20 protein-coding genes are annotated in these 25716 nt (G+C 65.7%); 7 read left to right on the top strand and 13 right to left on the bottom strand.

From position 1 onward, the window contains the following. Positions 1–21 precede the first annotated feature (21 nt). Positions 22–1284 carry an ArsB/NhaD family transporter gene (locus tag ACWDTF_RS06720; protein ID WP_355275029.1) on the bottom strand — a complete coding sequence of 421 codons (1263 nt, stop codon included), beginning with the start codon at positions 1282–1284 and terminating at the stop codon, positions 22–24. Between the two features lie 21 nt (positions 1285–1305). Next, on the bottom strand, positions 1306–2988 hold the full coding sequence (locus ACWDTF_RS06715; protein ID WP_449754149.1) for an MFS transporter: 1683 nt from the start codon (positions 2986–2988) through the stop codon (positions 1306–1308). A 235-nt stretch (positions 2989–3223) separates the two neighbouring features. Between ACWDTF_RS06715 and ACWDTF_RS06710 the strand changes: the two genes are divergently transcribed. Continuing rightward, on the top strand, positions 3224–3364 hold the full coding sequence (locus ACWDTF_RS06710; RefSeq protein WP_240861904.1) for a hypothetical protein: 141 nt from the start codon (positions 3224–3226) through the stop codon (positions 3362–3364). A 15-nt stretch (positions 3365–3379) separates the two neighbouring features. Here the strand turns inward: ACWDTF_RS06710 and ACWDTF_RS06705 are convergent, their stop codons facing one another. Genes ACWDTF_RS06705 through kstD form a run of 3 tightly spaced genes read right to left on the bottom strand, consistent with a single transcriptional unit; the run spans position 3380 to position 6463 of the window. Beyond that, positions 3380–3811: a DUF6918 family protein gene (locus ACWDTF_RS06705; RefSeq protein WP_355275025.1), complete on the bottom strand. Its 432-nt coding sequence runs from the start codon at positions 3809–3811 to the stop codon at positions 3380–3382. A 51-nt stretch (positions 3812–3862) separates the two neighbouring features. Further along, positions 3863–4726 carry a MaoC/PaaZ C-terminal domain-containing protein gene (locus ACWDTF_RS06700; RefSeq protein WP_449754148.1) on the bottom strand — a complete coding sequence of 288 codons (864 nt, stop codon included), beginning with the start codon at positions 4724–4726 and terminating at the stop codon, positions 3863–3865. A gap of 3 nt (positions 4727–4729) precedes the next feature. Continuing rightward, positions 4730–6463 carry a 3-oxosteroid 1-dehydrogenase gene (gene kstD, locus ACWDTF_RS06695; protein WP_355275021.1) on the bottom strand — a complete coding sequence of 578 codons (1734 nt, stop codon included), beginning with the start codon at positions 6461–6463 and terminating at the stop codon, positions 4730–4732. A gap of 280 nt (positions 6464–6743) precedes the next feature. Between kstD and ACWDTF_RS06690 the strand changes: the two genes are divergently transcribed. Continuing rightward, complete coding sequence (locus ACWDTF_RS06690) at positions 6744–10589, top strand: DUF3376 domain-containing protein (protein WP_433257961.1); 3846 nt, start codon at positions 6744–6746, stop codon at positions 10587–10589. A 120-nt stretch (positions 10590–10709) separates the two neighbouring features. After that, positions 10710–13715 carry a hypothetical protein gene (locus ACWDTF_RS06685; RefSeq protein ID WP_449754147.1) on the top strand — a complete coding sequence of 1002 codons (3006 nt, stop codon included), beginning with the start codon at positions 10710–10712 and terminating at the stop codon, positions 13713–13715. Here the strand turns inward: ACWDTF_RS06685 and ACWDTF_RS06680 are convergent. The 5 genes from ACWDTF_RS06680 to ACWDTF_RS06660 are packed head-to-tail and all read right to left on the bottom strand — an operon-like array spanning position 13690 to position 18656. Continuing rightward, positions 13690–14355, bottom strand: a complete 666-nt coding sequence (locus tag ACWDTF_RS06680) for a GntR family transcriptional regulator (RefSeq protein WP_308221083.1) — start codon at positions 14353–14355, stop codon at positions 13690–13692. The genes ACWDTF_RS06685 and ACWDTF_RS06680 overlap by 26 nt on opposite strands. After that, positions 14352–15623 (bottom strand): CaiB/BaiF CoA transferase family protein, encoded by a 1272-nt coding sequence (locus ACWDTF_RS06675; protein WP_449754146.1) that lies wholly within the window; start codon positions 15621–15623, stop codon positions 14352–14354. Before ACWDTF_RS06675 ends, ACWDTF_RS06680 begins: the two co-directional genes overlap by 4 nt. Beyond that, on the bottom strand, positions 15620–16702 hold the full coding sequence (locus tag ACWDTF_RS06670; RefSeq protein WP_240861917.1) for an acyl-CoA dehydrogenase family protein: 1083 nt from the start codon (positions 16700–16702) through the stop codon (positions 15620–15622). Before ACWDTF_RS06670 ends, ACWDTF_RS06675 begins: the two co-directional genes overlap by 4 nt. Beyond that, positions 16699–17853: an acyl-CoA dehydrogenase family protein gene (locus ACWDTF_RS06665; protein ID WP_449754145.1), complete on the bottom strand. Its 1155-nt coding sequence runs from the start codon at positions 17851–17853 to the stop codon at positions 16699–16701. The genes ACWDTF_RS06670 and ACWDTF_RS06665 overlap by 4 nt, the downstream gene beginning before the upstream one ends. Next, a complete protein-coding gene (locus ACWDTF_RS06660) occupies positions 17850–18656 on the bottom strand; it encodes an enoyl-CoA hydratase-related protein (RefSeq protein WP_449754144.1) in 807 nt (268 codons plus the stop codon). The genes ACWDTF_RS06665 and ACWDTF_RS06660 overlap by 4 nt, the downstream gene beginning before the upstream one ends. Before the next feature lie 221 nt (positions 18657–18877). Between ACWDTF_RS06660 and ACWDTF_RS06655 the strand changes: the two genes are divergently transcribed. The 3 genes from ACWDTF_RS06655 to dmpG are packed head-to-tail and all read left to right on the top strand — an operon-like array spanning position 18878 to position 21690. Beyond that, the gene (locus tag ACWDTF_RS06655) at positions 18878–19666 is read left to right on the top strand and encodes a 2-keto-4-pentenoate hydratase (RefSeq protein ID WP_449754143.1); all 789 of its coding nucleotides are present in this window, start codon (positions 18878–18880) and stop codon (positions 19664–19666) included. A gap of 54 nt (positions 19667–19720) precedes the next feature. Continuing rightward, complete coding sequence (locus ACWDTF_RS06650) at positions 19721–20626, top strand: acetaldehyde dehydrogenase (acetylating) (protein ID WP_449754166.1); 906 nt, start codon at positions 19721–19723, stop codon at positions 20624–20626. Continuing rightward, positions 20623–21690: a 4-hydroxy-2-oxovalerate aldolase gene (gene dmpG, locus ACWDTF_RS06645; RefSeq protein WP_355274997.1), complete on the top strand. Its 1068-nt coding sequence runs from the start codon at positions 20623–20625 to the stop codon at positions 21688–21690. The genes ACWDTF_RS06650 and dmpG overlap by 4 nt, the downstream gene beginning before the upstream one ends. Positions 21691–21723: 33 nt before the next feature. Here dmpG and ACWDTF_RS06640 read toward each other — a convergent pair whose 3' ends face one another. Both ACWDTF_RS06640 and ACWDTF_RS06635 read right to left on the bottom strand, forming a co-directional pair. After that, positions 21724–22506 (bottom strand): TIM barrel protein, encoded by a 783-nt coding sequence (locus ACWDTF_RS06640; RefSeq protein WP_449754142.1) that lies wholly within the window; start codon positions 22504–22506, stop codon positions 21724–21726. Further along, positions 22503–23576, bottom strand: a complete 1074-nt coding sequence (locus ACWDTF_RS06635; RefSeq protein ID WP_449754141.1) for a Gfo/Idh/MocA family oxidoreductase — start codon at positions 23574–23576, stop codon at positions 22503–22505. Before ACWDTF_RS06635 ends, ACWDTF_RS06640 begins: the two co-directional genes overlap by 4 nt. A 99-nt stretch (positions 23577–23675) precedes the next feature. Between ACWDTF_RS06635 and ACWDTF_RS06630 the strand changes: the two genes are divergently transcribed. Continuing rightward, the gene (locus ACWDTF_RS06630) at positions 23676–24686 is read left to right on the top strand and encodes a LacI family DNA-binding transcriptional regulator (protein ID WP_449754140.1); all 1011 of its coding nucleotides are present in this window, start codon (positions 23676–23678) and stop codon (positions 24684–24686) included. Here ACWDTF_RS06630 and ACWDTF_RS06625 read toward each other — a convergent pair whose 3' ends face one another. Next, positions 24687–25652 (bottom strand): enoyl-CoA hydratase/isomerase family protein, encoded by a 966-nt coding sequence (locus ACWDTF_RS06625; protein WP_374247819.1) that lies wholly within the window; start codon positions 25650–25652, stop codon positions 24687–24689. Positions 25653–25716 lie beyond the last annotated feature (64 nt).

The raw sequence follows: 25716 nt of genomic DNA, 5'->3' as shown, positions 1-25716 counted from the left end.
GGGCAGCCGATGATTACTCGATCAGGTGAGCGACAGCCCTACCCACAGCGCGACCACGGCGGTGAGAAGTGTTGCCGGAACTGTCAACAGACCGAGCGTCAGGTACTGGCGCGACGTCGGGGAGCCGGTGTGGCGGTGCATGATGTCGCGCCACAACAGGTTTGCCAGTGAACCGAAGTAGGCGAGGTTCGGGCCGATGTTGACGCCGAGCAGCACGGCGAGGACCACGCCCGGGCGGTCGGCGACCAGCGGCACCAGAAGGAGAGTCGCGGGCAGGTTGTTGAGCAGATTCGCGAGCACGGCGGCGAGGACGGCCACACCGAGCAGCGTGAGCAGTCCGGTTCCGCTCGGAATGAGATCGGCGACCGCATCGCCGACCGCTCCCTCGCGTACCGGCAGGATGATGATGCCGAGTGCGGCGACGAAGGCGAGGAACGGGATGTTGATCGATCGCGCGGCCGATCGCAACGCCGCGACGGGTGCACGACGCATCGATTCGACGAGCATCACCGCTGCACCGATCCACGCGACCGCGTAGAGCGGCAGCCCGACCGGCTCGGCCACCACGAACGCGGCCAGCAGCGCTCCCAACGAGATCAGCGAGAACAACGGGGTGGGCGCTACGTCGTCCGCGTCATCGCGACGATGCACGACCGGCACGTCGAGCTGACCCGCGAAGAACCACCGAAAGATCAGGTATTCCACCAGGATTGCCACGATCCACGGTGCCGCCATCAGTCCGGTGAACTCCAGGAACCCGAGCCCGGTCGCCGAGAAGGCGAGCAGGTTGGTGAGGTTGGACACCGGGAACAAGGTCGACGCGGTGTTGGCGAGATGATTGCTCGCGTACCCGACGGGTGCGACTCGTGCTCCCACCCGACGCGCGGTCAGCACCGCGACCGGAGTGAGCAACACGATGGTGGTGTCGAGGGACAGGACCGCGGTGGTGACGGCGGCCGCCACGAACACGATGCCGAGGAGGCGTGTCGGCGACCCCCGGCTGCGTCGGGCCAAGACGTGCCCCACCCAGGTGAACACACCTGTCCGCGCGCAGACGTCGGCGACCACGAACATCGCCGCGAGAAACGCGATGGTGGGTGCCATGAACGTGAGTTCGTCGGCGGCGGCGGACATCGTCGTCAGGCCCAGCACGAGGACAAGGCCCGCCAGGGGAACGGCGACCACCGCGGGCGGGACGCGTCGCACGCTGACGGTCACGACGATGACCACCACCAGGACTGCGATGGCGACCACCGAGCCGGCGATGCTATCGGTGGTCAGCACCGTGCACAGGGTACGCCGGGGTCATTCGAGAGCGTGTTCGTCGGCAGTCGACGGTGCGGCATCGTCGTCGTCGGAGCTGGTCTCGATGTCCGAAGGCACCGGGTTTGCCTCGATCACGCGTCGCGGCGCGAACCAGAACAAGACGGCGGAGCCGACGACGAGCACCGAACCGAGGACCACACACGCCTGGTTCATCGGCGCCACAAAGGCGCCCTGGGCGCCCTGCGCAAGCCGCTGCGCCAGGGGAGCAGCGTCGGCGGGGAGTCGGGCGATCACCTCGACGGCTTCGGCGAGCGACTTCGATATCCGGTCGGCCGCCTCGTTGGCTGCGTCGATGAGGGCCTGACCGCCGGCCGTATCACCGGCGGCGATCCGCTGCTGACCGGCCGCGGTCAACTGCTCGCGCGCGAGATCAGCTGTCGGTTCGATCCGAGACGTGTAACCCGCGGCCAGAATGCTGCCGGCGAGTGCGATGCCGATCGCGGCACCCAACTCGCGAGCCGTGTCGTTGACCGCCGACCCGATGCCCTGATTGTCGAGCGGGGTGTTGGACATGATGGCCGTCGTCGACGGTGCGGTCGCGATGCCGATCCCGGTCGCGCAGATCGAGATCATCCAGATCGACTGCCAGTAGGTGTCGTAGTCGACGGCACCGAGCAGGATCAGGCCGACACCGGCGAGCAAGATCCCACTGGCCAACACGAACCGAAGTGAGTGGAACCGAACCGCAAGCCAATTGCCGAGCAGACCGAAGATGACCGTGCCGGCGACCATCGGCATGAGGGCGAACGCCGATTGCAACGCCGTGAATCCGTAGATGAGCTGCAGCCGCTGCAGATACAGGTAGAACACCGCGAAGGAGGCGAAGAACTGCAGTGCAACCGAGAGGGATCCGGCGCCGAACGCGCGATTGGTGAACAGACGAACGTCGAGAAGCTTGTCGGTGCGACGGAGTTCGATCAGGCAGAACGCCGCGCCGAAGGCGACACCGCCGATGAGGGCGATCAACACCAGCGGGTCATCCCACCCGCGGTGCGGCGCTTCGAGTAGTCCGAGCACGACGCCGGTGACCGCGAGGATCGAGGTGATGGTGCCAGGGAAGTCGAACTTGCCGGGGTCGCGGTCCTTCGACGTCCCAATTGTGAGGCACAGCAACGCCATTGCGGCGGCCGAGATCGCGAAGGCGATGAAAATCGAACGCCACGAAAAGAACTCGAGGAGGAGGCCGGTGACGAGGAAGCCGGCGATCGCGCCGGCACCGGCGACCGCGGCCCAGATGCTGATCGCGATGGGACGTCGTTCTCGCGGCACACCCGAGGTGATCAACGAGAGCGTCGTCGGCATGATGAGCGCCGCCGCGCCGCCGGCAAAGCACCGGGTCGCGATGAGCTGATTGGGGCCGGAGACCCAGATGGCCACCAGCGACGCGATGGCGAACAGGACCAGACCGACGATGAGCACTCCGCGTCTTCCGAATCTGTCGCCGATCGCGCCCGCCGGTAGCAGCAGCGCAGCGAGAACCAGTGTGTAGCCGTCGATGATCCAGGTCATCTGCCCGGCGTCGGCGCCGGTGTGAATCGCGATCTGGGGAAGCGCGGTGTTGAGCGCCGCCATGGCCGCGACGACCATACTCACCGCGGCGCAGGCGATCAGGATGAGCCACGCAGAGCGCAGGTCCATGCCGCCGATGGTTCGCTGCTTCATGAGTGACCGCCCTTCGAGGCTCGCTGCGCGGGTCCTGAGTAGCGAGCCTGCGAGCGTATCGAAGGGCGCACCTCAAGGAGCGGTAATGAGTGCGTTGCGGTTTCGTTACCGCGACACGCGCGTCTCATGCTGTGCTCAGCGTCGCAACATGTGACACATTTATCACTGCTGTACCAACCCGGTGATGTGGACCACCGGCCCACGTTGTCCGGACAACCGAAAGCGGTGACAGGTCATGGCCTCTCCCCAGGTCGCTCCTTCACAACGTACCGACTACTCGCCTGCACGAGTGCACGTTTGGCGTGTGCTGTCGATGCTCGCCGCGCTCGTCGCGGTGGTCGTCGGCTTGCTCATCATCGTCACCTCGGCGGCATAGCGTTTCACGCGGATATCAACCCGCGTGACGCTCGATCGCGGCACCGACCCGTGGGAGTGCCGCGACGACATGGCCTTTCCCCTTTCCCCGTAGCGATCCATAGACCTTGGCGAGTGCGGGCTTCGCCGACTCCGCCTGGTCGTCGGTGACCGTCAGTAGGGCTTCGGCAGCCGCGTCGTCGTTGGCAACCAGGTGGTCGCCGAACGCGACGCCGTCGGGCTTGCTGTCCCAGAACGGTGCCAGTGCCGACAGGAAATCGGGCAGCATCAGATTCGTGGCGTTGGAGACGACGCCCGGCTTGATCTTCTGCGCGGCGGCATATGCCGTCTTGACCGCGGCGCCGGACAGACCCTTCTGGTCGGCGACCTCCGCGTCGATCACCCCCACCAGGTCCGCAACCACGGCTTCGCGGTTGTTCTCCAGCAAAGGGGTCAGCGAATCGCTCATCAGATCTCCTCGAAACTCGGTGTGGTGGCCGGTGTGGCCGCCGCGTCGAGGTTACTGCGCGCGGCGGAGCACCACATTGCCGAGTGCGGGTGCGTCGTCACGATCGCCGACGGTGGCGGTGACGAGCAGCCGGTCGTCGGCCTCCCAGACGTTGACGCTGAGAGTCTCGCCGGGGAAGACGACCCCCGCGAAGGTGGCCGAGAACTCGCCGACCGCCGCGACGTCACCATCGAGCACGGCGTCCGTGACTGCCCGGCAGACGGTTCCGTAGCTGCAGAGGCCGTGCAGGATCGGACGCGGAAAGCCGGCGCGTGAGGCGAATTCCGGATCGGAGTGCAGTGGATTGCGATCGCCGCAGAGTCGGTAGAGCAGAGCCTGCTGGGGCAGGGTGGCCACGGTGAGTCGGTGGTCGGGGTCACGGTCGGGGTAGGCGATCTTCGACGACGTGCCCCGCTCGCCCCCGAAGCCGCCCTCGCCCTTTGCGAAGATCGACGACCGGGCCGTCCACAGCGGCTCACCGTCGTCGGTGGTGGTCACCGATTCCTGCACGATCACCGCGGCCGAACCCTTGTCCTGCAGTTCGGCGATGCGGGTGCGGGTGGTCGCCTTGCCGCCCGGCGGTAGCGGCCGGTGCGCGGTGATCTGTTGACTGCCGTGCACCACTTTCGCGAGGTCGATGTCGACGCCCGGGAAGGAGACCTTGGGCGGTTCGGTCGCATGGAAGCTCGCCGCCACGGTCGCGAAGGTGGGCAACACCTTCGGCGTCGCGTCGTCGACGTAGGCCAACCCCGCGACATCCATCGGGTCGGCCGCCGCTCCCACCGCGAGGTGATAGAGCGCGACGTCCGACGGCGTCCAGGAGAAGGTGACCTCGGGGAGTTCGGCGCCGAGGGCGACGCCGGGATCGATGGGCACGGTTCAGGCTCCTGTCGACGGGGTTGCGGCACCGGCTGTTTCGGACTCGCGCGCACAGTCGAGTGCGGCGAGATAACCGAAGACGAGCGCGGGTCCGATCGTCGCGCCAGGGCCGGCATAGGTGTGGCCCATCACCGGCGCACTGGTGTTGCCGGCCGCGTACAGACCGTCGATGACCGATCCGTCGGCCCGCAGGGCCCGCCCGCTCGCGTCGGCGTCGATGCCACCCTTGGTGCCGAGGTCGCCCGGCACCATCTTCACGGCGTAGAACGGCGCCTTGTCGACGGCGCCGAGACTCGGATTCGGTTTGTTGGTGATGTCGCCGTAGTAATGGTCGTATCCGCTTGCGCCGCGGTGGAAGTCCTCGTCGGTGCCGGTCTTGGCGAAACCGTTGAAGCGGTCGGTGGTGGCCTTCAGTGCATCAGCGGGCACCCCGATCTTCTCGGCCAGCTCCGCGATGCTGCCGGCCTTGACGACGACACCCGATTCGAACCACTTTTTCGGAAGTGGCTGGCGTGCATTGATTCCCGCGAACAGGTAGCGGTTGCGGCAGCGCTGGTCGAAGACCATCCAGGCTGGCACATGCTCACCCGGGCCGTCGCCTTGGCCGAACTCGCCGCCGTACATCTGGTGTACCGCTTCGACATACGGCAGCGACTCGTTCATGAACCGCTTGCCGGCCATGTCGACGATGAACGTGCCGGGCACCGAACGTTCCGAGAGCGCAAACCACGGCCCGCGGGGAAGCGGGATGGTCGGGCCCCACCAGGCGTCGTCCATGTGCGACACGGCCGCACCGATCTTGAGTCCCGCGTTGATGCCGTCGCCGGTGTTGGAGGTTGCTCCGGTCGTCCACTCCGAGCCGATCGGGTCGCGCTGATACTTCTTGCGCATCTCCGCGTTGTGCTCGAATCCGCCGCACGCCAGGATCACGCCGCGTCGGGCGCGAATGGTGACCTCGGCGCCGTCGGATTCGGCGATGACACCCGTGACCCGACCGTTCTCGGTGACGAGGTCTTTGAGTCCGGTGTCGAACCTGATCGGCACGCCCGCCGAGCGGACCCCGAGCAGCAGTTCGGCGGCGAGGGCGGCGCCCATGGCGATGTTCTTCTTGCCGCGGCTGCGCGACCAGAAGAAGCGTGCCGCCACCTTGCCCATCCGCCCTATGCCCTTCGGATGCCGCATCCCGATGTTGAGCCAGCGATAGTCGGACTGGAGCACCACCATGTTCAGCGGGGCCTTGGTGTACTGCGGGTGCAGCGTCTTGAGGTCGTCGCCGAGGCGGCGCGCGTCGAACGGCCGGGGTTCGATCGAGCGCCCACCGAGCCGACCGCCGGGCGCCTCCGGGTAGTAGTCGGAGTAGTTCTTGACCCACTCGAGGTCCAGCGGCGCGTGCGCCATCAGGAAGTCCAGCGCCTCTGGGCCGCGGTCGATGTAGGCGTCGATGCGGTCGGCCGGCGCGTGCTCGCCGATGATGGCGTGGACGTACTCGCGAGCCTTGTCGGGAGTGTCCTCGACGCCGTCGCGCTTGAGCACGGAGTTGTTGGGGATCCAGACGCCACCTCCGGAGCGGGAGGTCGAGCCTCCCCAGTACGGCGACTTCTCGATCAGCACCGTGCGCAGACCCTTGTTGGCCGCGGTGATGGCCGCGCTCATACCGGCCGCTCCGGCGCCGACGACGATGACGTCGAACTCCTCGCCGTTCTCCTTGACTGCTGGTTCGGTCGCGTCGGCCATGTGGGTCCCTTCGTGCGCCGCGAGTGCAACGTGTTCTACCTACAAATTAGAACACGTTGCAGAAATGTGGCGCCAGGGGTGGCGGTACCTGCGCGGAAATCTGTACGTGGGAGCCCGACCGTGTGCACTGTGCGCGTGGCGGGCCTACCAGGTACGGCTCTCCGCAGGTCACGGAGTGAAATCGAGTAGCGCGTTACTCGGGCGCCAGGGTTGCACATCGGTGATCCTGGTAGCGATCCCGCCTGACCAGTCGTTTTCGCATGCCGACCTGAGGAGTCCCGTGCCCGAAACGCCAGCGCAGCAACTGTCGAAACCCGCGAACGCTCCATCGGGCGATCCATCCACCGCGCCCGCGGCCCTGGAAGGCAAGACCCTGCGCATCGCGCTCGCCATGCGCGGTGGCGTCAGCATGGCGGTGTGGATCGGCGGCGCGGTCGCCGAGCTGGACCTGATGCGGCGTGCGGCGTGGGGGACGGAGAAATGTGGCTGCACGAACGGGTCGCCGGAACTCGCGTCGCCCAGGTGCCCGGCGCCCGGCGACGAGCGTCGTCGACGAGCGCATCTGTACCGCCAGATGCTGGACAGCGCAGGTTTCGGTCCCGTCGAGTTCGACATCCTGGCCGGCGCCAGCGCGGGCGGGTTGAACGCGATTCTGTACGCGCTCACGCAGAGCTATGGCGTGGTCAGTGACCGGACGGTCGGGCGGATGTGGTCCAACGACGGTGATCTGTGGGACCTGATTCGCGACCAGGGTTGGGGGTCTGTGCCGTCCCTGCTGGATGGCGATGGTCGATTCTTGGCGCTCGCCACGGACACGTTGAACAAGATTGGGGACGCGGCGAAGCTTGAACGCGCGCCGCAGCAGGATCAGATCGCCGTGGAACTTGCGGCGACCCTGCTGACCGACGGCGAGCAACGTTTGGGCAACCGAGCCAACTTCTCGTTCGCGCGACGGCCAGGCGGACTCAAGTCGGCATTCAGCACGATCCCCGGAGCTCCGGACGCCGCCGACGACGCTCCCGACCTTGCGAGGAGGCGCATGGCACTCGCCGCCCGGTCGACCTCGTCGTTTCCAGGCGCTTTCGAGCCGGCGGCGGTGCATTCCGTTCTCGGAGCCGACGCGACGGGACCCGTACGCACCGACTGCGGAGAACTCGTCGAGGGCAGCGCGAAGGATGCGGTCGTCAACATGGTCTCGGTGTTTCCGTTCGCTCGGCAGGGCGCCGACGGCACGGACGCAAACGAGCGGCTGGGTCGCCCCGTCGACACATTCAAGGTCATCGATGGTGGAGTTTTCGACAACATCCCGATCGATCGCGCGCTGCGGGCGATTCAACGTGCTCCGGCGTCGGATCCGTCTGAGCGGCATCTGATCTACCTGGATCCGCAACCGCCACGCCAGGACGAGTCACCGGCAGCACCGGTAGGCGGGACGCGAGGAGCGGACGCCCAGACCGCGAGTTCGGTCTCATGGCTCTCGGTTGTGTTGGGAGCGAAGAAACTTCAGAAGCGCGAGGAGAGTGCCGCAGACGAGGTGGCACAGATATGGCGCTACAACGCCTCCGAGACGCAGGTCCGGGATCGGATGAATGCGCTCGGTGGCTTCGGGTCGCCCGCTGACGGTGTCGACTTCGGAAGCGAAGCTGGCTATCTCGACTGCCGGATCGGAAACGAGACGGAACGCATCGGTGAACTGCTTGCGGATCCGGTGGCCCAGATGTGTTCCCGGCCATTTGATTCGAGGCCCTATCCGCGATTCAAGAACAGCACGATCCTGCCGATCCGTCGGGAGGTCTTGAGGGCTTATGGGTTCATCGACTCATATCCGGCCGACGGATCGATCCCGATGGGGCCGTCACCCGAGGAGGTGAGATCGGCCAGAGAGGTCTATCGCCTTGGCGATGTCGTCCGGCTGGGCGAGGCGTGTCGCATTCTCATTGCGTGGGTTCAACAACTGCAAAGGCTTGGCGACGAGCAACTCTCGGCCGCCGAGGCGACGCCCGCACTGCGGGATCTGAAGGCCGGTCTCTACCGATGTTTGACCGTGCTGCGGGAGGGGCGTCGCATCACCACGGACGCGATGCTCGTGTCCCTTCCCGCCGGAGGTCCCGACGACGAGCCCATGAGCACGAGGATGATCAGGGGTATCGCGAGGCAGGACGGACTGTGGATATCAACCGGTGTAGCAGGCGTCCTTGCGCCGGAACCGGCTGATGTCGCCGAAGAGGAGTTCTATGCCGCACTGGCTGCGCCCGGCAGCGGTGTGACGGGAATAGGGGTGTGCGAGAAGGGCGCGCCAACGCCGCCGCCAGGGTCTTCGCTTCTGGCGTGTCTGCGGACGCGACTGGTCGACTATCTCTCGCATGTGCAGGCATGGGCCGTCGTGAATGACAATGGTGACGACGCCGCGGACCCGGACTTGTCCGCCTGGAACGAGTCGTTGTTCGCGGCAATCCGCGGGATGGATCTGACGATCGCCGGTATCACCCGTCTGTGCGCGCAGTCCGGAATACCTAACACCGCATCCACTGTGCGGTTCACCGAGATCACCGGTGACACCACACCGCGGGCCGCGTTTCCCAAACTCGTGAATGCCGCCATCGACAGCCAACTCGAGACATGGTTGCGCGCCGGTACCGATCCGGCGGTGCTCACGCCCGAGCGTCGGAAGCGGGCGATCGACGAGGCGGAACAGCTGAAGCGCGCCGACGTCAAACTGGCCGGCACGGTGCTTGCCCGGTTCGGTGGTTTCCTGGACGCGGGATGGCGGCGCAACGACTGGTGCTGGGGGCGGCTGGATGCCGCGGCCGGCGTCGTCGAATTGCTGATGAAACCCGCTGTGGGCAAGCAAGTTCGGGAGCAGGCGATCCGTGATCTCCAGAGCGAGATCCAGAAGGCTCCCGAGGGTGATTGCTCTGCGGACGACGCCCCACCGAGCGAGACGGTGCTGCGGGTCATCGACACGGTGAGCGGCGAGACCATCGACAATCTGCCGATCGGATACCGGTTCGGGGTGGTCGCCAGAACAGTGCCGTTGTTGCTGCGCGCGCTCTGGCCCGCGGAGTCCTCGGCAGGTGGAATCCAGGGCCTGTCCACCCGAATCGCCTTGCTTGCCGTGCGGCCGCTGGTGCCGGTCGTCACCCTGGCCGCAGACCTCCTGCGTCTCGTCGCGGCTGTCGGGGTCGCGATGCTTGCCGCTACCCTCCTGGGTTCTGGTGCGACCAAGTCGGTGGGCCAGGGAGTCTTCGTGACGCTGTTGGCGGCGGCCGGCGGGTATCTCCTGTGGCGCAGATTCCGGGTTCACAAACGATGGTCGCGGGTGAGAGCTGCGATCGACGCCGCGCCACGCGGGTTCGACACCACTCGGCCGGAGCGCTGGCAGAGCCGTGTGACCAAGGCGTGGCCGCGCGCCAGAAACCACCAGATCGCGGCCGCCGCACTCGCGGTGGTGCTCATCGCGATCGGAACTGCCTGGTGGATCAACAACTTCGCGAAATGGGTCGACGCCGACACGACGCTCGGTATCGGACTGGAGTTCATGGTCCTGGCCACGGTTGGAGTGGTACTCGCACTGTGGTACCTCAACGCCGAATCGCTCAAGGTCCGGACCGTGCCTCCGAAGCGAGGCGGCTGGCGTCTGTTCCTCATCGGCGCCACCTGGGTCATCTTTGCCGGGACGGGCATCTTCGCGTATTTCGCCGCGGCGAACGGTGAGTGCGTGCGCCAGATGATGAACAACTCGAAGGCCACATGCGACAGCCGCTTCGCGCATGTCATCGTCGACTGGATCCCCGGCTACGGCACGGCTGGCTATGCGGGCTTCGTGGCCGCAGCAGCCGTGCTCGGGCTCACGCTCCTCTCCTTCACCTTCTGGGCCAATTGGTGGTTCGCCATCCTTGCGGCCGCCGGTCTGGCGATCCTCGCAGGGCTGCTGCAATGGTGGTTCGAACACGTCTTCCACACGCCGATCCTCGACCTGTTCCCGATCGCGGTGTGGATGGTCGGTGTCGGAGTGACGCAACAGTGGGCGCCCAAACGGCAGCTGGCGCAGGTTGCCTCGCAGCGGGACTGGGTAGGGGCCTCGGCGCCGGACACTCCGTCGCCGTCGGCCGCGAGCACCGAGTAGCACCGAGCCGCGGGTTTCGCGTAGCCGTCTACTCGTGCACCCCGGTTCGACGGGGACGAGGCTGAGACGACGGACGTCGTGCCGTTCCCTGCACGTCGCCGTCGATGTCGGGAGATCGTCATGGAGGACGAGCAGTCAACGCGGTTGGTCGACCGCGCGCGCAGGGCGCCGATCGTGTGGATCGTCACGCTACCGGTACTCGCGATCAGCGCAGGTGTGGTGCTGATCGCCCTCAACTGGGGCGAGGCATCGCCGCCGGGGCTGCTCGCGTACACCTTCAACGATCCGACCAGCTCGATCCAGGTTAATGATGCCGTGTTTGCCGACTGGTTTGTGATCGTCGGCTACGCGATCGTGTTGGCGGTCTGTTCGATCTTTGTGTACCTGTACGCATTCGCGGATGCGACCCGCGTGATGGCACTGGTGTCGATGGGTGTCGCGGCCGTCGTAGTGGTCGCCGACGTCACCGAGAACGTCCTGCTTCTCGGCGGACCCCACTGGCGGTTCGCGGTGTCGGTGGCGGCGACGATCAAGTTCTGCATGCTGGTCGCCTCGATCCCGGTGGTACTCGGATTCGGGCACGTCCTCTTCCGACTGTTGACCTCGTGGATCACGGTCGGCCGGGTCGCCAAGCCACGAAAGAAGGACGGCGAGAACGAGCCCGCCATGCTCGACGTCGTCGACACCATCGAGGTCGCCGGCGATGAGACGAGGTGGGCCAAGGGCTTTGACGTGCCACCACCCGCCGGGCGTGGCGAGAACAGCGGCGACGAGCCGCGCGGTTTGTGCCTTTCCGGCGGCGGAATTCGCTCGGCGTGCGTGGCGATGGGGGCGATGCAGACACTGGCAAGGAGGGAGCTCTGTCCGGACGAGCAGAACCCGGGACGCAGTCCCAAGGTTCTCGACACCTTCGATCACATCGTCTCGGTCTCCGGTGGTGGCTACACCGCCGGTGCCTATCTCCTTGCGCTGCAAGAGAAGCCGAACGCGCCGCGTCCTGCACTTGCGACGGCCGCAGATCGCGAAACGTCACCGGTGACAACGCCGCCTCCGCCCAAACTGTCCGATCGTTTCACCGAGGGGTCGATGGAGTTCGACCACATCCGTCGTCACTCCAGCTTCATCGCCGACTCCGCGGGCGGTCTCGCGGTGGCGCTCGGCGTGGTCTTCCGGAACCTCGTGGTGGCGTTGGTCAGCCTGTTCGCCCCTGCCGTGATCGCCGGTGGTCTGATCGCCCTCCTGTTCGCCGATATTCCACTGTCGGCGATCGACATCGTCCCAACGGGCGTGATGAGTTCCGATACGACCGCGGGACACGTTCCGATGGTGATGTGGGCCATCGGAGTGTTCGTGGCCGCCGGTGTGGTGGCCCTGCTCATCTCGGTCTTCGCCGAGGTCTTCGATCCAAAGTCGAAGCGTACGAGTCGCAATGGGGTGTCCACGGCCATCCGGATCAATGAGGCCGGGCTACGGATGGTGCAGTTCAGCGCCGGGTCGGTGATCCTGTTGGTCACTCTCTGTTTCGCCATTCCCGCGTTGATGCACACCTGCTGGAACATCGTGCACGACAACGATTCCGGTTCCTCTGACTTTCCATCGGCCGTTGGTGGCGTGACCGCGCTGTTCCTCGTTCAGTACGTCGCGACACTGGTGGCGATGCTATGGCGCCACAAGGATTCGTGGTGGCAGCGGGCCAAGGGTCTGGTCGGCAAGGGCGGAAAGCAAGGTGTGGTCAGAGCGGTGCCGCGCGGCGTCATCTCGCTGATCACGACAGCGCTGTCCCTGATCTTGCTGGGGGTGACCTGGCTGATGGTGGCGGGCGGCGTCGCCGCGAGCGGGCTGGAGGTGATCGTGGGCGATCGCCCACTCGGGCCGTTCGTCACCACGATGGCAGTCGCTGCCGGGCTGATCCTCGTCGTCGCAGCACTCGACGTCACGTCGGTGAGCTTGCACCCGTTCTATCGTCGACGCCTTGCGGCGGCCTTCGCGGTGCGACGAGGGGCGAATGTGGCAGAGCCGTACCACTACCAGGAATCCACCGACCTCTCGACTCATGGGACCACCGGAGAGGACCTGCCGCACTTCGTGTTCGCCTGCGCCGCAGCGGTCACAGGCACCGACAAGCCGGCGCCCGGCCTGAGTGCCTACTCGTACACGATGTCGGCCGACCACATCGGTGGACCCGAATTCGGGTACCTCCCGACCAAGGCCGCTGCGTCGACCTGCTCGCCCCGCCTACGCCGCGATCTGACGGTGCAAGCCGCGATGGCCACCAGCGGGTCGGCTTTCGCGTCTTCGATGGGGCGGCAGGGCCGCTGGTACCAGAAACTGCTCGCGCTGTCCGGGGCACGCCTCGGCACATGGCTACCCAATCCCGAGTTCGTCCGAGAGGTCCGGGCCGCCGACCAGGACGAGCGGGAAGCAGGCGGTGGATTGTTCCATCGCGGCCGGGACCGCAGTGTTCCCCTGCGGTTCCCGTTGTTCCGTGGCGTGTCCTATCTCTATCGAGAAGTGCTGGGCTGCAATCATCGTGGTGCCCGTCTTCTGCAGGTCACCGATGGTGGACACTACGAGAACCTGGGTTTGGTCGAATGTCTCCGACGCAAGTGTCGAACCATTTACTGCGTCGATGCCAGTGGTGATCCACCTCCGACGCTGAGCACCCTGCACGAGGCCATCCGCCTGGCCGAGTACGAACTCGGCGTGCGAATCGTCCTACGTGAGGGCGGTCTGCGCGACATCGTTCCGGGATCAGAGGAAAAGCCCACCGAGATCGATGGAATGGAGGACCAACTCGCCAAGCGTGTTGCCCTGTCACCGATCATCGTGGGCGACATCATGTATCCGGCAGCCGCGGGTCTTCCGGAGAACCATGACACCGGCTTGCTGATCTTCGCCAAAGCCGTGCTCACCGATGAATGTCCGGGATGGCTGAAACGTTATGCCGCAGAAAGCCCGACCTTCCCGCATGACAGCACATCCGACCAGTGGTTCGGTGAAGCACAGTTCGCCGCGTACGTGGAACTCGGCCGAGTGCTTGGTCGGGCGGCGTACGCAGCTGAATTCGGCGGCGAGCACGAAAGCGCAGACGACACAGAGTCTATTGGGAGCCGCCCTGCAGCATGAGTCCCGTACTCGCTTCGCCACCCTCACGATGCAGGTTCATCAGTTCGACCATTCTCGTCGTGTCGTTGGTGGCATAGGCGTCGACGATCTGGTCATGCTCGGCCAACACTCGGGCCCGCGCTGCCGGATCATGCAGGTAAGCAGCGTGATACGGCATCGCCATGGTCCACAGTCGACGGAGCTCGGCAACCATCAGCGTCAGTGGTGACTGCCCGAACATGGCGAAGTGAAAGTTCTGGTTGCGCAGACGCATCGTCACGATGTCGTCGTGTGCAGCGCTGTGGGCGACGTCGGTGCCCAGACGAACGACCTCGGCAAGGGTGATGTCATCGGGTTTCGGAAGGCTGAGTAGCACTTCGCGTTCCAGTAGGGATCTCATCCGGTAGATCTGGTCGAAGTCGGTCTTGTTCAACCGCGCCACCGTGTAGCCGACGTTCGGCTCATGAGAGACGAGTCCCGATGCGGCAAGTTGTCGCAGTGCCTCTCGCACGGGTAGCCGGCTGACACCGAAACGCTGTGCCATCAACTCCTGTCGGATCGGCTGGCCGGGGAGCAGTTCGCCGGTGACGATGAGGTGCTCGATCCCGCCGACGACCCGACCGGAGACCTTCCCCATGGTCCGATCCGAATCGATTGTCACAGTGCGGATTCCGTGGTGAGTGGCTCGCCGAGAACACCCGACGCCGCAAACTCCTCGACCGTCTCCTCGGTGTAGCCCATCGCCCGCAGCAAGGCTCGGGTGTCGTGGCCGCGCGGCGCCGCGGGACGCGGACTCCGGTGCGCTGAACGACTCAGGGAGACCGGAACGCCGATTCCGCGGTACTCCTCGGTGTCCAGGAAGAGTCCACGATGGCGCACCTGCTCGGACTGCAGCGCCTCGTCGACGGTGTGCACGGCGCTGGCGGCGACGCCGGCCTTTTCGAGTCGCACAGCGAGATCCTCGCGACGATGCGTGGCGATGCGTTCGCTGAGCGTTGCGATGAGCTCGTCACGGTGCGCATGCCGATCGGCATTCGTGGCAAAACGCGGATCGGACCCCACCTCGGGAGCGCCGAGTGCCGAGGCCAGTGACCGGAACTGGCGATCGTTGGCGGCGCTGATGAACAGGTCGCCGTCTCGGGCCGTGAAGACCTGATAGGGCACCACAGTGGGATGAACATCGCCCGTTCGTTGCGGAACCGAGCCGCTGGTAAGCCAATTCGCGGAATGCGGATGCAGAATGGAGATCACCGAATCGAGCAGGGTGATATCGACGAGCTGCCCGCGGCCGCTACGGCCGCGCTCGAGCATCGCAAGAAGAATCCCCTGAACCGCGTGATTGGCAGCCATCAAGTCGACGATCGGGACACCCATGCGCAGCGGTTTGCGGTCGGGATACCCGTTGATACTCATCAATCCGCCGAAGGACTGCAGAACGGCGTCGTATCCGGGAAGCCCACCCAGTGGTCCGTCCACCCCGAAGCCGGTGATGCGGCAATACACCAGCCCGGGATTCATCGGCGCGAGCACATCGTCGTAGTCGAAACCCCAGCGCGCCATGGTTCCCGCCTTGAAGTTCTCGACCACCACGTCGGCGCCGGCCAGCAGTTCACGGAGGATGCCGCGTCCCTGGTCTGTCCGCAGGTCCAGGCTGATGTTCTCCTTGCTGTGATTGAGTCCCGCGTAATAGGCGCTGCTCGTGCCTGATTCGATGAACGGCGGACCCCATCCCCGGGTCTCGTCACCAGTCGGCGCCTCGACCTTGATCACCTCGGCGCCCTGGTCGGCGAGCGTCTGCGTGGTGTACGGCCCTGCCAGCACCCGGCTCAGATCCAGGACTCGGACACCGCTCAGGACGCCATGGTTCTCGGTACTGTCCGCGGTCCGCCACGCCTTGCGGCCGTCGATGCGGTCGTCGTGTGCGTTCATGCATTGCCCCCTGCGTCCGTGTGTTCTCCGACAATCACATCCCAGACATCGGTCCCGTCATCGAGGATCTGGGCGGCCAGCAACTGAGCCCAATCCTGTTCGCTCCCATACCGGTCGCGCCATGTCCAGAGCGACGTGGTGAACCGGCCCAACGGATGCTCTGCGGTGAAACCGATGGCGCCGTGGAGTTGATGCGCCGCGGCCGTGATCTCTCGTGCGCTCGACGACGCCACGGTCTTGGCGGCGGCGATTGCGGTTTGGGCCGCTTCGGTGGAAGAACTCTGAGATGCGTCGACGGCCGCGGTAGCCGCAGTCTCACACAGGGCTGTGAGAGCGGCCAACCAGGCGAGACGATGTTGGACGGCTTGGAATTTCGACAAGGGCCGTCCGAACTGCGTTCGCTCGTTGACGTATCGGATCGTGCGGTCCCGGATCGCGCCCGCGGAGGCTGCCATGACCGCCGAGTAGGCCAGTGCTGCACGTGTCTGCAGCTCATCAATGCCGATCGGTGACGGTGCCTGGAAGAGAACAGGAGTCGAGTCGAACGTCAGGTCGGTGACGGTCGCTCCGATCAGATCGGTTCGTTCATCGACGGTGATCCCCTGCGCGGATGTCGAGACTACTGCGAGTTGTGGAGATCCCGACCCAGCCGGTTCGACCAGGACGACCACGACGTCGGCCATGTCGGCGTGGACCACCCCGGTGACCAATCCGTCGATCACCATGGCCTCGGAGGAATCACCGAGGGCACAACGACTATCGCCCACGGCAATGGTAGCGATGGCCGACTCCACATCGAAACCGGCGCTCGCAGCGAGCCATCCAGCAAGGACGGTGTGCTCGATCACCGGCGTCAGTGCGCCGTGCGCCGAAGCTGCCGCTGCGAGGGTGACGGCGTCGGCCATGCTCCCGCCGGAACCACCGACGTTCTCGGGGATTCCGATCGCCGTGAAGCCGGCCTCCGCCAGCGCCGCCCATAGATCTCGGTCGGGCACCGCGGCGGGCGTGGTGGTGTCGATGCCCACACGGTCGACGATCGTGTCGACAACCTCGGTGATCTCGTTGTTGGGATAGGTCATCGCAATCCCATTCCCCGAGCCACGATTCCGCGGAGGATCTCATTGGTCCCGCCCCGCAGGGTGAACGCCGGTGTGTGCAGCACACTGGCCGCGAGCAGACGTGCAAACGGGTCGTGACCTCCTCGCGCTGCAACAGTGCCGCTCGACGTGCGAACGGCTTCGACCAGGTCGCCCTCGAAGGTGGACCCCACGTCCTTGACCATCGCGGCCAGCACGTCGGGGCGGCCACCCGCATCGAGTTCATGCGCGACAGCCAGTGACATTCGACGCAGCGCCCACGCCCGAGCGGTGAGCATGCCCAACGTCTTTCGCTGCTCGGGTGTAGCTCCGGTGGTGCGGAGAAGATCGGCCCAGGCGCGCAGCAGCGGCATCGTCGACAGGTATCGCTCTGGTCCGGACCGCTCAAAGGCCAACTCTCCCATGACCTGTGCCCAGCCCTGTCCGCGGACGCCCAGCAGCGCATCTGCCCCGACCCGTGCGTCGTGGAATTTCACCTCGTTGAAATGTTCGGCGCCGTCGATGCTGCGTAACGGTCGGATCTCGATGTCGGGGTGGGGGAGATCCACCACGAACTGGGAGAGACCCCGCTGCCTGTCGTCGGGGCCGCCGTCGGTACGGGCGAGCAGAACCATGGCATCGGCCAGATGGGCGCCGGTGGTCCAGACCTTGGTTCCGGTGATCGTCCACGACCCGTCGTCGTGGGGAACGGCGCGCGTCCGCACACCCGCGAGATCCGATCCGGCGTCCGGCTCGCTCATCCCGATCGCGAAGAATCGCTCACCCGCCGCGATCGCCGGCAGGTAGCGGGCCTTCTGGACCTCGGTCCCGTTGGCAAGGATTCCCGGAGCCATCTGACGGTCCGAGATCCAATGTGCGGCAACCGGTGCGCCGTGGGCGAGCATCTCTTCGGTCACGACGAACCGTTCGATGGGGGAGCGTCCGTGGCCGCCGTATTCGGTCGGCATCGTCATGCCGATCCAGCCCTGTGCGGCCATGCGCGCACTGAAGTCGCCGTCGAATCCGGTCATCCAACTGTCCGAGACGGGTTCAAACCTCCCCGCCGCCAATTCCGTTCGCAGGAATGCGCGAACCTCGGCGCGCAATGCGGCCAGGTCGGCGTCTGAGGGGCGAAGCCGCGTGGCGGCGGTCATGACTTCGCGGGACCGCGAGACGACCAGGCGCCCTGCCCCTTTCGCGACATCGACCACATCTGCACGCCGCGCTCGATCTCCAGCGCCGATGCCCAACTGACCGCGGGCGGTCCGAGTTCGAGTCGAGCGCTCTGCTTGATCCGTCGGGTCAGTTCGGGATCGGCGGCCGGCGCTGTTGTCAGGCCGGCGATCAGTCCGTCGATCTCGTTCTCCGGGGCCGCTGCATAGGCGAGGCCGCGGTCGACCGCCTGGGTTCCGGTGAACGATTGGCCGCATGTCGCCATCGCGAGGGTCGTCGACCAGCCTGTGGCGCGTCCCAGAAGCGAGAGATGTCCGCCACCAGGGTGAATGCTTCGTGCCGCGAACCCGCTGTCGATCACAGCATCCGGGGTGACGATCACGATGTCGGCGGCCAACGCCAAATTCAGGCCCGCCCCGACTGCACCGCCGACGACGCGCGCGATGGTCGGTACCGGCAGCTCGCCGATCCGGACAAAGGTGCGGTAGACCGCCGAGGTGCGTGACACGGCCTCGGGTGAGGCCGGATCCGACGACGACGCCGCGAGGTCGCGCGTATCCGCACCGCTGCAGAAGTAGGCGCCGTTCGAACGGACGACCGCCACGCCGATCCGCATGTCTCGCTCGACGCGGTCGCAGAAGTCGTCGATGAGCGCCGCCATCCCCAGCGTGATGGCGTTCTTTCGGCGCTGGTTGTTCAAGGTGAGCGTCGCTACGCCATCGGTGACATCGATGATCACCGGGGGTTGTGACGCGGCGTCGGTGCCGTCCTGCTCAGTTGTCATGAGCATGCAGACTAGCAGATTGGATACAAAATGAGATCCAAAGCAAGCTCGGGGCCTCGAGTCCCACTGGGCGGGCGATGGGGCACGAACTCGGCCGTCCGCGTCGTAACGTCTGAGCCACGAGGCGTGCCGGCAGATCGACGAGCCCTCGAGTGCCCCTCCCGCCACGCGGCGTCATGCCCTAAACTAGAACACGTTCACTCCACGGGAATGGGGACGATATGGCGGTCGACCAGGCAATTCGTGAGCGCATCGCTCTCGATTTGTGGAACGCGGAGCAGTCGGCGGTCGCGATCGACCGACCGACCGATTCGCATGCCGAACTCGACGTCGTCGACGCCTACGAGATCCAGCTCATCAACATCCGCAAACGGCTCGATGCCGGGGCCAAGGTCGCCGGACACAAGGTGGGCCTCGCGTCCGAGGCGATGCAGAAGATGATGAACGTCGACGAGCCCGACTACGGGCATCTTCTCGACGAGATGCAGTACTTCGAGTCGACGCCGATCGACCGGTCGAAGCTCTGCTATCCGCGAGTGGAGGTCGAGGTCGGTTTCATCCTGGGCGCAGACCTGCCGGGTGAGGGATGTACCAACGACGACGTCATAGAGGCGGTCGAGTGGGTGGTCCCGTCGATCGAACTGATCGATTCGCGCATCAAGGACTGGAAGATCACCCTCTGCGACACCATCGCCGACAACGCGTCGTCGTGCGGCTGGATTCTCGGTGAGCAGCGGGTGCCGATCAGTGAGATAGACGCCGGCGACATCGACGCCGTCCTGCATCGCAACGGCGAGGTGGTTGCCAAGGGCAATTCGTCTGCGGTGCTGGGACATCCGCTGAATGCGGTGAGCTGGCTGGCGCGCAAGGTCGAGGCCTTCGGCGTGCGGCTGCGGAAGGGCGACGTGATCTTGCCCGGCACGGCGACCCGGGCCATCGACATCGACGCGGGCGATCGCTTCGTTGCCGAGTTCGCCGGACTCGGCAGCGTGACATTGGATTTCGAGTAGCACGGGATTTCGAATAACAACATGTTGAACGCAGGACAATCACAGGAGGCGCAGGTGGCAGCCAAGCTGACCGCAGCGATCATCGGGTCGGGCAACATCGGCACCGATCTGATGTACAAACTGGAACGATCCGAGGTGATCGAGCCACGCTGGATGGTGGGCATCGACGCCGATTCCGAGGGTATGAAACGGGCGGCCGATCACGGCCTGATCACCATGAGCGGCGGAGCCGACGAACTGCTCGGCTCCAGCGAGAAGCCCGACCTCATCTTCGAGGCCACGTCGGCCTACGTGCATCGTGAGTACGCGCCGAAGTATCAGGAGGCCGGGATCACCGCAGTCGACCTGACCCCGGCCGCGGTGGGGCCGGCCGTGGTGCCGCCGGCCAATCTGCGCGAGCATCTCGACGCGCCGAACACCAACATGATCACGTGTGGCGGGCAGGCCACCATCCCGATGGTGCACGCGGTGAGTTCGGTTGTGCCGGTGCCGTATGCGGAGATCGTCGCGTCGGTGTCGTCGGTATCCGCCGGCCCGGGTACGCGGGCGAACATCGACGAGTTCACCCGCACCACCTCGAAGGGCGTCGAGACCATTGGTGGCGCGCAACGCGGTAAGGCGATCATCATCCTCAACCCGGCCGATCCGCCGATGATCATGCGCGATACGATCTTCTGCGCCATTCCCGAGGATGCCGATACCGACGCGATCGCCGCGTCGATCCACAAGCGGGAAAAGGAGATCCAGCAGTACGTGCCGGGGTATCGGCTCCTGCAGGACCCGCAGTTCGACCCACCAAGCGTCCTCAACGGTGGCCACGCCCGCGTCTCGATCTTCGTCGAGGTCGAGGGCGCCGGCGACTTCTTGCCGCCCTACGCGGGAAACCTGGACATCATGACCGCCGCCGCCACCAAGGTCGGCGAAGAGATCGCGAAGCAGAAGCTGGGAGTCAACGCATGAGTACCGATTTGATGGCCAACGCGCGCAAGTACTCCGACACTCTCGACATCCGGGTCACCGACTCGTCGCTGCGCGATGGCAGTCACCACAAGCGGCATCAGTTCACCGAGGACGAGGTCCGCTCGATTGTGGGCGCGCTCGACGACGCCGGTGTGCCGGTCATCGAGGTGACTCATGGCGACGGACTCGGTGGGTCGTCGTTCAACTACGGATTCTCCAAAACCCCCGAGCAGCAACTGATCAAGGCGGCAGCAGAGACCGCGAAGCGGGCCAAGATCGCTTTTCTGATGCTGCCGGGCCTCGGGACCAAGGACGACATCCGCGCCGCGCAGGACAACGGCGGGCAGATCTGCCGCATAGCCACCCACTGCACCGAGGCCGACGTCTCGATCCAGCACTTCGGGCTCGCGCGCGACCTCGGACTCGAGACCGTCGGCTTCCTGATGATGAGCCACACCCAGAGTCCGGAGAAGCTGGCCGAGCAGGCCCGCATCATGGCCGACGCCGGGTGTCAGTGCGTGTACGTCGTGGATTCGGCCGGCGCGCTGGTCCTCGAGGATGTGACGGTGCGTGTACAGGCACTGGTCGCCGAACTGGGCGATGATGCGATGGTGGGTTTCCACGGGCACGAGAATCTCGATATCGCGGTGGCGAATTCGATCAACGCGGTCCGCGCGGGCGCCCAGCAGATCGACGGATCGATCCGTAGATTCGGTGCGGGAGCGGGCAATACGCCGACCGAGGCATTTGTCGGTGTGTGCGACAAGCTCGGCATCACCACCGGCATCGATTTCATGAAGATCGCTGACGCAGCACAGGACGTTGTTCGGCCGGCGATGCCCAGCGAGTGCCTCGTCGACCGTTCGGCGATGATGATGGGCTACGCCGGCTGCTACTCGTCGTTCCTCAAGCACGCCGAAGGGCATGCGGAGCGGTACAACGTGTCGGCGGCCGAGATCCTCATCGAGGCCGGCAACCGCAAACTGGTTGGTGGTCAAGAAGATCAGCTCATCGACATCGCACTCGAACTCAAGAAGAAGCAGGACGCCAACGCGGGAGTGTGATCGCCTCGCACCTCAGTCAGCGGGAGGTAGGGCTCAGCGGAAGGCCGCGACGAACGCGTCGATCGCGGCGTCGGGGTCGGTCTTCGCCCAGCCTTCCAGGCCGATGACGCCGGTGTAGTCCACGTCCTTGAGCGTTGCCGCTATGGCCGGATAGTTGATCTCTCCGGTGCCGGGTTCGCAGCGTCCGGGGACGTCGGCCACCTGGATCTCGCCGATGAAAGGCAGTGCGCTCCTGACGAGTTCGATGAGGTTTCCTTCGCCGATCTGGGCGTGATAGAGGTCCAGATTCATGCGGAGGAACGGCGAGTCGACGGCCCGAACCAGCGCCATGGTGTCGGCGGCCCGTGCAAACGGTGTCCCCGGATGATCCACAGCGAGGTTGAGGTTCTCGAGTGTGAACACTCGACCGTGGCGTTCGCCGAGTTCCGCGAGCCGCTGCAGCGTATACGCCGCCGTCAGCCACATGTCCGGAGTTGTCACCTCGATCGGGATCACCGGCAGGCCACTCGAATCAAGGCCCGTCCCATGCACATTCAGGCGCGGGCAGTCCAGGATCGACGCTACCTTGATCGACTCCTCGGCCGAGTCGAGCAGCGCTGCGATGCCGTCGGGCTCGGTGAGGTTGCCGGTGAGATAGCCCGTCATCGAGGAGAACTGTGCGCCGGATGCGGCCAGTCCTGAGATGTCTTTGGTCGACCAGTCCCAGATCTCCACCAGCAGGCCACGTTCGGCGATCGCACGGACGCGTTCGAGGAAGGGCCGGTCGAGGTAGAGCATTTCCGCACTCGCGGCCAGTGCATAGCCCGACGGTGTCATCGTGTCACCTCGTCGATGGCGACGGTGGTTCCGGTCTCCACACTGCGAATCGCTGCCAACGCGACAGCCAACGCGATTCGGGCGTCCTCGCCCGTCGGCGTCGATGAATGCTGCTCTGACCCAGCTGTGTTGATGGCTTCGACAAACGCCGCCAGTTCACCGACATATGCCGTGTGCAGAAGTTCGGTGTCACGACGCGCGGTCTCGATTTCGACGCCGCCGGCACCGAAGAAGGTCATGTCGGTGGTGCGGGCAGTGCCTGCGGTAGCCATTCCGGCCGAACCGAACACCTCACCGCGGACGTCGTAGCCATAGAGGGCAGAAAAGCTGGCCTCCGCGGTTCCGATGGCGCCGTTGTCGAAGGTGACCGTGACGACGGCCGTGTCGAGGTGACCGGTGGCCTTGGCGTCGGGGCGGATCAGCGCGTCGGCAAACGCATGTACCGCGACTGCCCGTGCGCCCGGATTGAGGAAGCACAGTGCGTCGAAGTCGTGAATGAGTGTCTCGAGGAAGATGGTCCACTGCGGGACGCGCGACGGGTCGGCCTGCCACGGTCCCGGATCGCGCGTGAGCGATCGCAGCAACTGTGGAGTTCCGACGCGTCCCGTGTCCACCATCCGTCGTGCGGCCGCGAAGCCCGGGGCAAAACGACGATTGAAGCCGACCTGCAGGACCACCCCGGCGGTCCGCGCGGCGTCGATTGCGCGGTCTGCCTCGTCCAGGGTGACCGCCATCGGCTTCTCGCAGAAGACATGTTTGCCGGCGGCGGCAGCACGGCACACCAGTTCGCTGTGGCTGCGCGCGGGAGCGGTGATGAGCACCGCGTCCACGAGTGGGCTGTCGAGCACGACGTCGATGTCGGTGGTGGCGATCTCGGCTCCGACCTGGTCGGCGAGCCGGCGGGCCGCACCGTCGACAGGATCGACGACGGCCACGAGATCGGCGCCGTGGACGTGTCGGGCGACGAGTTCGGCATGGCTGGAGCCGATCCGCCCGGCGCCGATTGTGGCAACTCGAACGACGTCGCTCCGGGTGGATCGGTCAATGGGTGCAGAGGTGGGTGCGGTCACGGGCGTGCCTTCTCGATCGTTGGACTAGAACGTTCTAGTAGAACGTTCTAGGGTAGAGTAGGCGACGCACCTCACAACGGTCAAGAAGGAGCTGGCAACGTGGCCCGACAGCAGCGGCCGACGCTGATCGACGTGGCGGAAGCCGCTGGAGTCTCCAAGGCGCTGGTGTCCATCGTGATGCGAGGCGCACCCGGCGCCGGCGCCGCCACCAGGGAACGTGTGCTGCGGATTGCTGCCGAGATGGGCTACGTGCCGGATCAGCGTGCTCGCAATCTCCGTTCGACGGCCACGGGCGTCCTCGGGGTCACCTTCGAACTGCGGGAACCGTTCCACGGCGACCTGGTGGATGAGATCTACGGGGCGGCGGCCGATGCCGGACGCGACGTCCTCATCAGCGCCGTGACCGCGCGACGTCCCGAATCCGTTGCCCTGCAGACCCTCCTGCGTGAGAGGTGTGAAGCAGCGATCCTGGTGGGCTCGCGATCGAACCCCGGCGAGATCGAGCGTCTCACCGAACGCATTCCGGTGACCCTGGTCGTCAGCGAAGCAGCGCCGGCCGGCGCCGGCGACGTTCGCGGCGATGATGCCCAAGGCGTGCAGTTGGCCGTCGATCATCTTGTCTCACTGGGCCACCGGCGGATTGCCCATATCGACGGCGGTGATGCGCCGGGGGGCCGTGTTCGTCGGGATGCGTTTGTGCAGTCAATGGCGGCGCATCGACGCACGAGGTCGGCGTCGGTGATCAGCGGCGGGATCACGGCTGTCGACGGTGCTCGCGCGATCCGCGGATTGCTCGACGCACCGTCCGCCGCCGACCAACTTCCGACCGCCATTCTGGCCTTCAACGACGAATGCGCGACCGGCGTCATCGATGTACTCATCAGGACCGGCAAACGCGTGCCCGAGGACATCTCGGTGATCGGATACGACGACACGCGATTCGCCTCGCTCCTACCGGTGCCCTTGACGACGGTGTCCCAGGACGCGCACGGGCTGGCGCGTCATGCCCTCGAGGCCGTCGTGGCCATGGCCGACAACGAAACCCCACGCCGAATCGTGGTTCCCCCGAAACTCATGGTCCGCGCGACCACCGCTGCACCACCCCGATGATCAGATTGTCGAGACCTCGTCCACCAACCCCCATCGCAGCGCAGTCGGGGCGTCGAGAGTTATCCCCGACAAGACCAGGTAGGCACTCCGCCATCGTCCGATCCGACGCGGGATGCTGTAGGTTCCGCCCGCACCCGGGATCAATCCGATGCCGAGTTCGGGCAGTCCGAACCGGGTGTCGCGGTGCGCGACGACATGCCCGCAGAACGCCGCCATCTCGAGTCCGCTGCCGATTACCTGCCCGTGCACAGTCGCCCGACACCGAGTCCCGAGGCGCGCCCGCACGGCGTCGAGCGCGAGGGCCGGGCTGTGCCGGGTCCGTGCGATGTGCGCCGAGGCGGGGTCGTCGAAACCGCCGAACTCGGCCAGGTCGCCGCCGCTGCAGAAGGACCTTCCTGCGCCGCTGAGTTCGACGGCGGAGATCGACGGGTCGTGATGGGCGACGGTGAGTGCTGCGAGGAGTTCCGATCGCATCGCATCGTTGAACGCGTTGTGACGATGCGGTCTGTTGAACACGATACGGAGCGTGTCGCCCACGCGATCGAACTCAACCGGAGAACCACTGGAGGTGACCGTCGCGTTTGACGGACCGCGCTCCAACAGCCAACGCGCAAACTCCGGGCCGGCCTGCAGGGTCGAATACGCGAGCGACTCGGTGATCAACGCGGACCGCAGCGAACCGGAAGTCAAAGCCGACGCGAACACGTCGGCGTTGACGCTCGCGGTGATCGGAAATCGCTTGCAGCGCTCCGAGATCGCGACGACCGCATCATCGATGGATTCGACCCATACGCACCGGATGTCGTCGGTGTCGACCTCGGTGAGCGTGAAGCTGGCGGTGTCGAGCCAGTGGGAGGATACGAGGCGCTCAGGCGATAGGGCCACGGCAATGATCGGCGGCGCAATCGCACTGACCGCTGGTAGCTCGATGTCGGGAGGCGCCTCGGCCTCGACGATCCGTAACACCGGTACGCCACCTGTTGCAGATGAGGCTGTCCCAGACATCTCTCCTTCCTACATGCTGCGCACG

Source organism: Gordonia sp. NPDC003422 (assembly GCF_053588675.1).
This window is presented reverse-complemented; position numbering and strand designations above follow the sequence as displayed.

Bases quoted from the DNA above. Each gene is read 5' to 3' on its own strand.
- kstD (WP_355275021.1), bottom strand. From the start codon at position 6,463: ATGGCCGACGCGACCGAACCAGCAGTCAAGGAGAACGGCGAGGAGTTC.
- dmpG (WP_355274997.1), top strand. From the start codon at position 20,623: ATGAGTACCGATTTGATGGCCAACGCGCGCAAGTACTCCGACACTCTC.
- ACWDTF_RS06710 (WP_240861904.1), top strand. From the start codon at position 3,224: ATGGCCTCTCCCCAGGTCGCTCCTTCACAACGTACCGACTACTCGCCT.
- ACWDTF_RS06665 (WP_449754145.1), bottom strand. From the start codon at position 17,853: ATGACCGCCGCCACGCGGCTTCGCCCCTCAGACGCCGACCTGGCCGCA.
- ACWDTF_RS06660 (WP_449754144.1), bottom strand. From the start codon at position 18,656: ATGACAACTGAGCAGGACGGCACCGACGCCGCGTCACAACCCCCGGTG.
- ACWDTF_RS06715 (WP_449754149.1), bottom strand. From the start codon at position 2,988: ATGAAGCAGCGAACCATCGGCGGCATGGACCTGCGCTCTGCGTGGCTC.
- ACWDTF_RS06685 (WP_449754147.1), top strand. From the start codon at position 10,710: ATGGAGGACGAGCAGTCAACGCGGTTGGTCGACCGCGCGCGCAGGGCG.
- ACWDTF_RS06655 (WP_449754143.1), top strand. From the start codon at position 18,878: ATGGCGGTCGACCAGGCAATTCGTGAGCGCATCGCTCTCGATTTGTGG.
- ACWDTF_RS06705 (WP_355275025.1), bottom strand. From the start codon at position 3,811: ATGAGCGATTCGCTGACCCCTTTGCTGGAGAACAACCGCGAAGCCGTG.
- ACWDTF_RS06640 (WP_449754142.1), bottom strand. From the start codon at position 22,506: ATGACACCGTCGGGCTATGCACTGGCCGCGAGTGCGGAAATGCTCTAC.
- ACWDTF_RS06670 (WP_240861917.1), bottom strand. From the start codon at position 16,702: ATGACCTATCCCAACAACGAGATCACCGAGGTTGTCGACACGATCGTC.
- ACWDTF_RS06675 (WP_449754146.1), bottom strand. From the start codon at position 15,623: ATGAACGCACACGACGACCGCATCGACGGCCGCAAGGCGTGGCGGACC.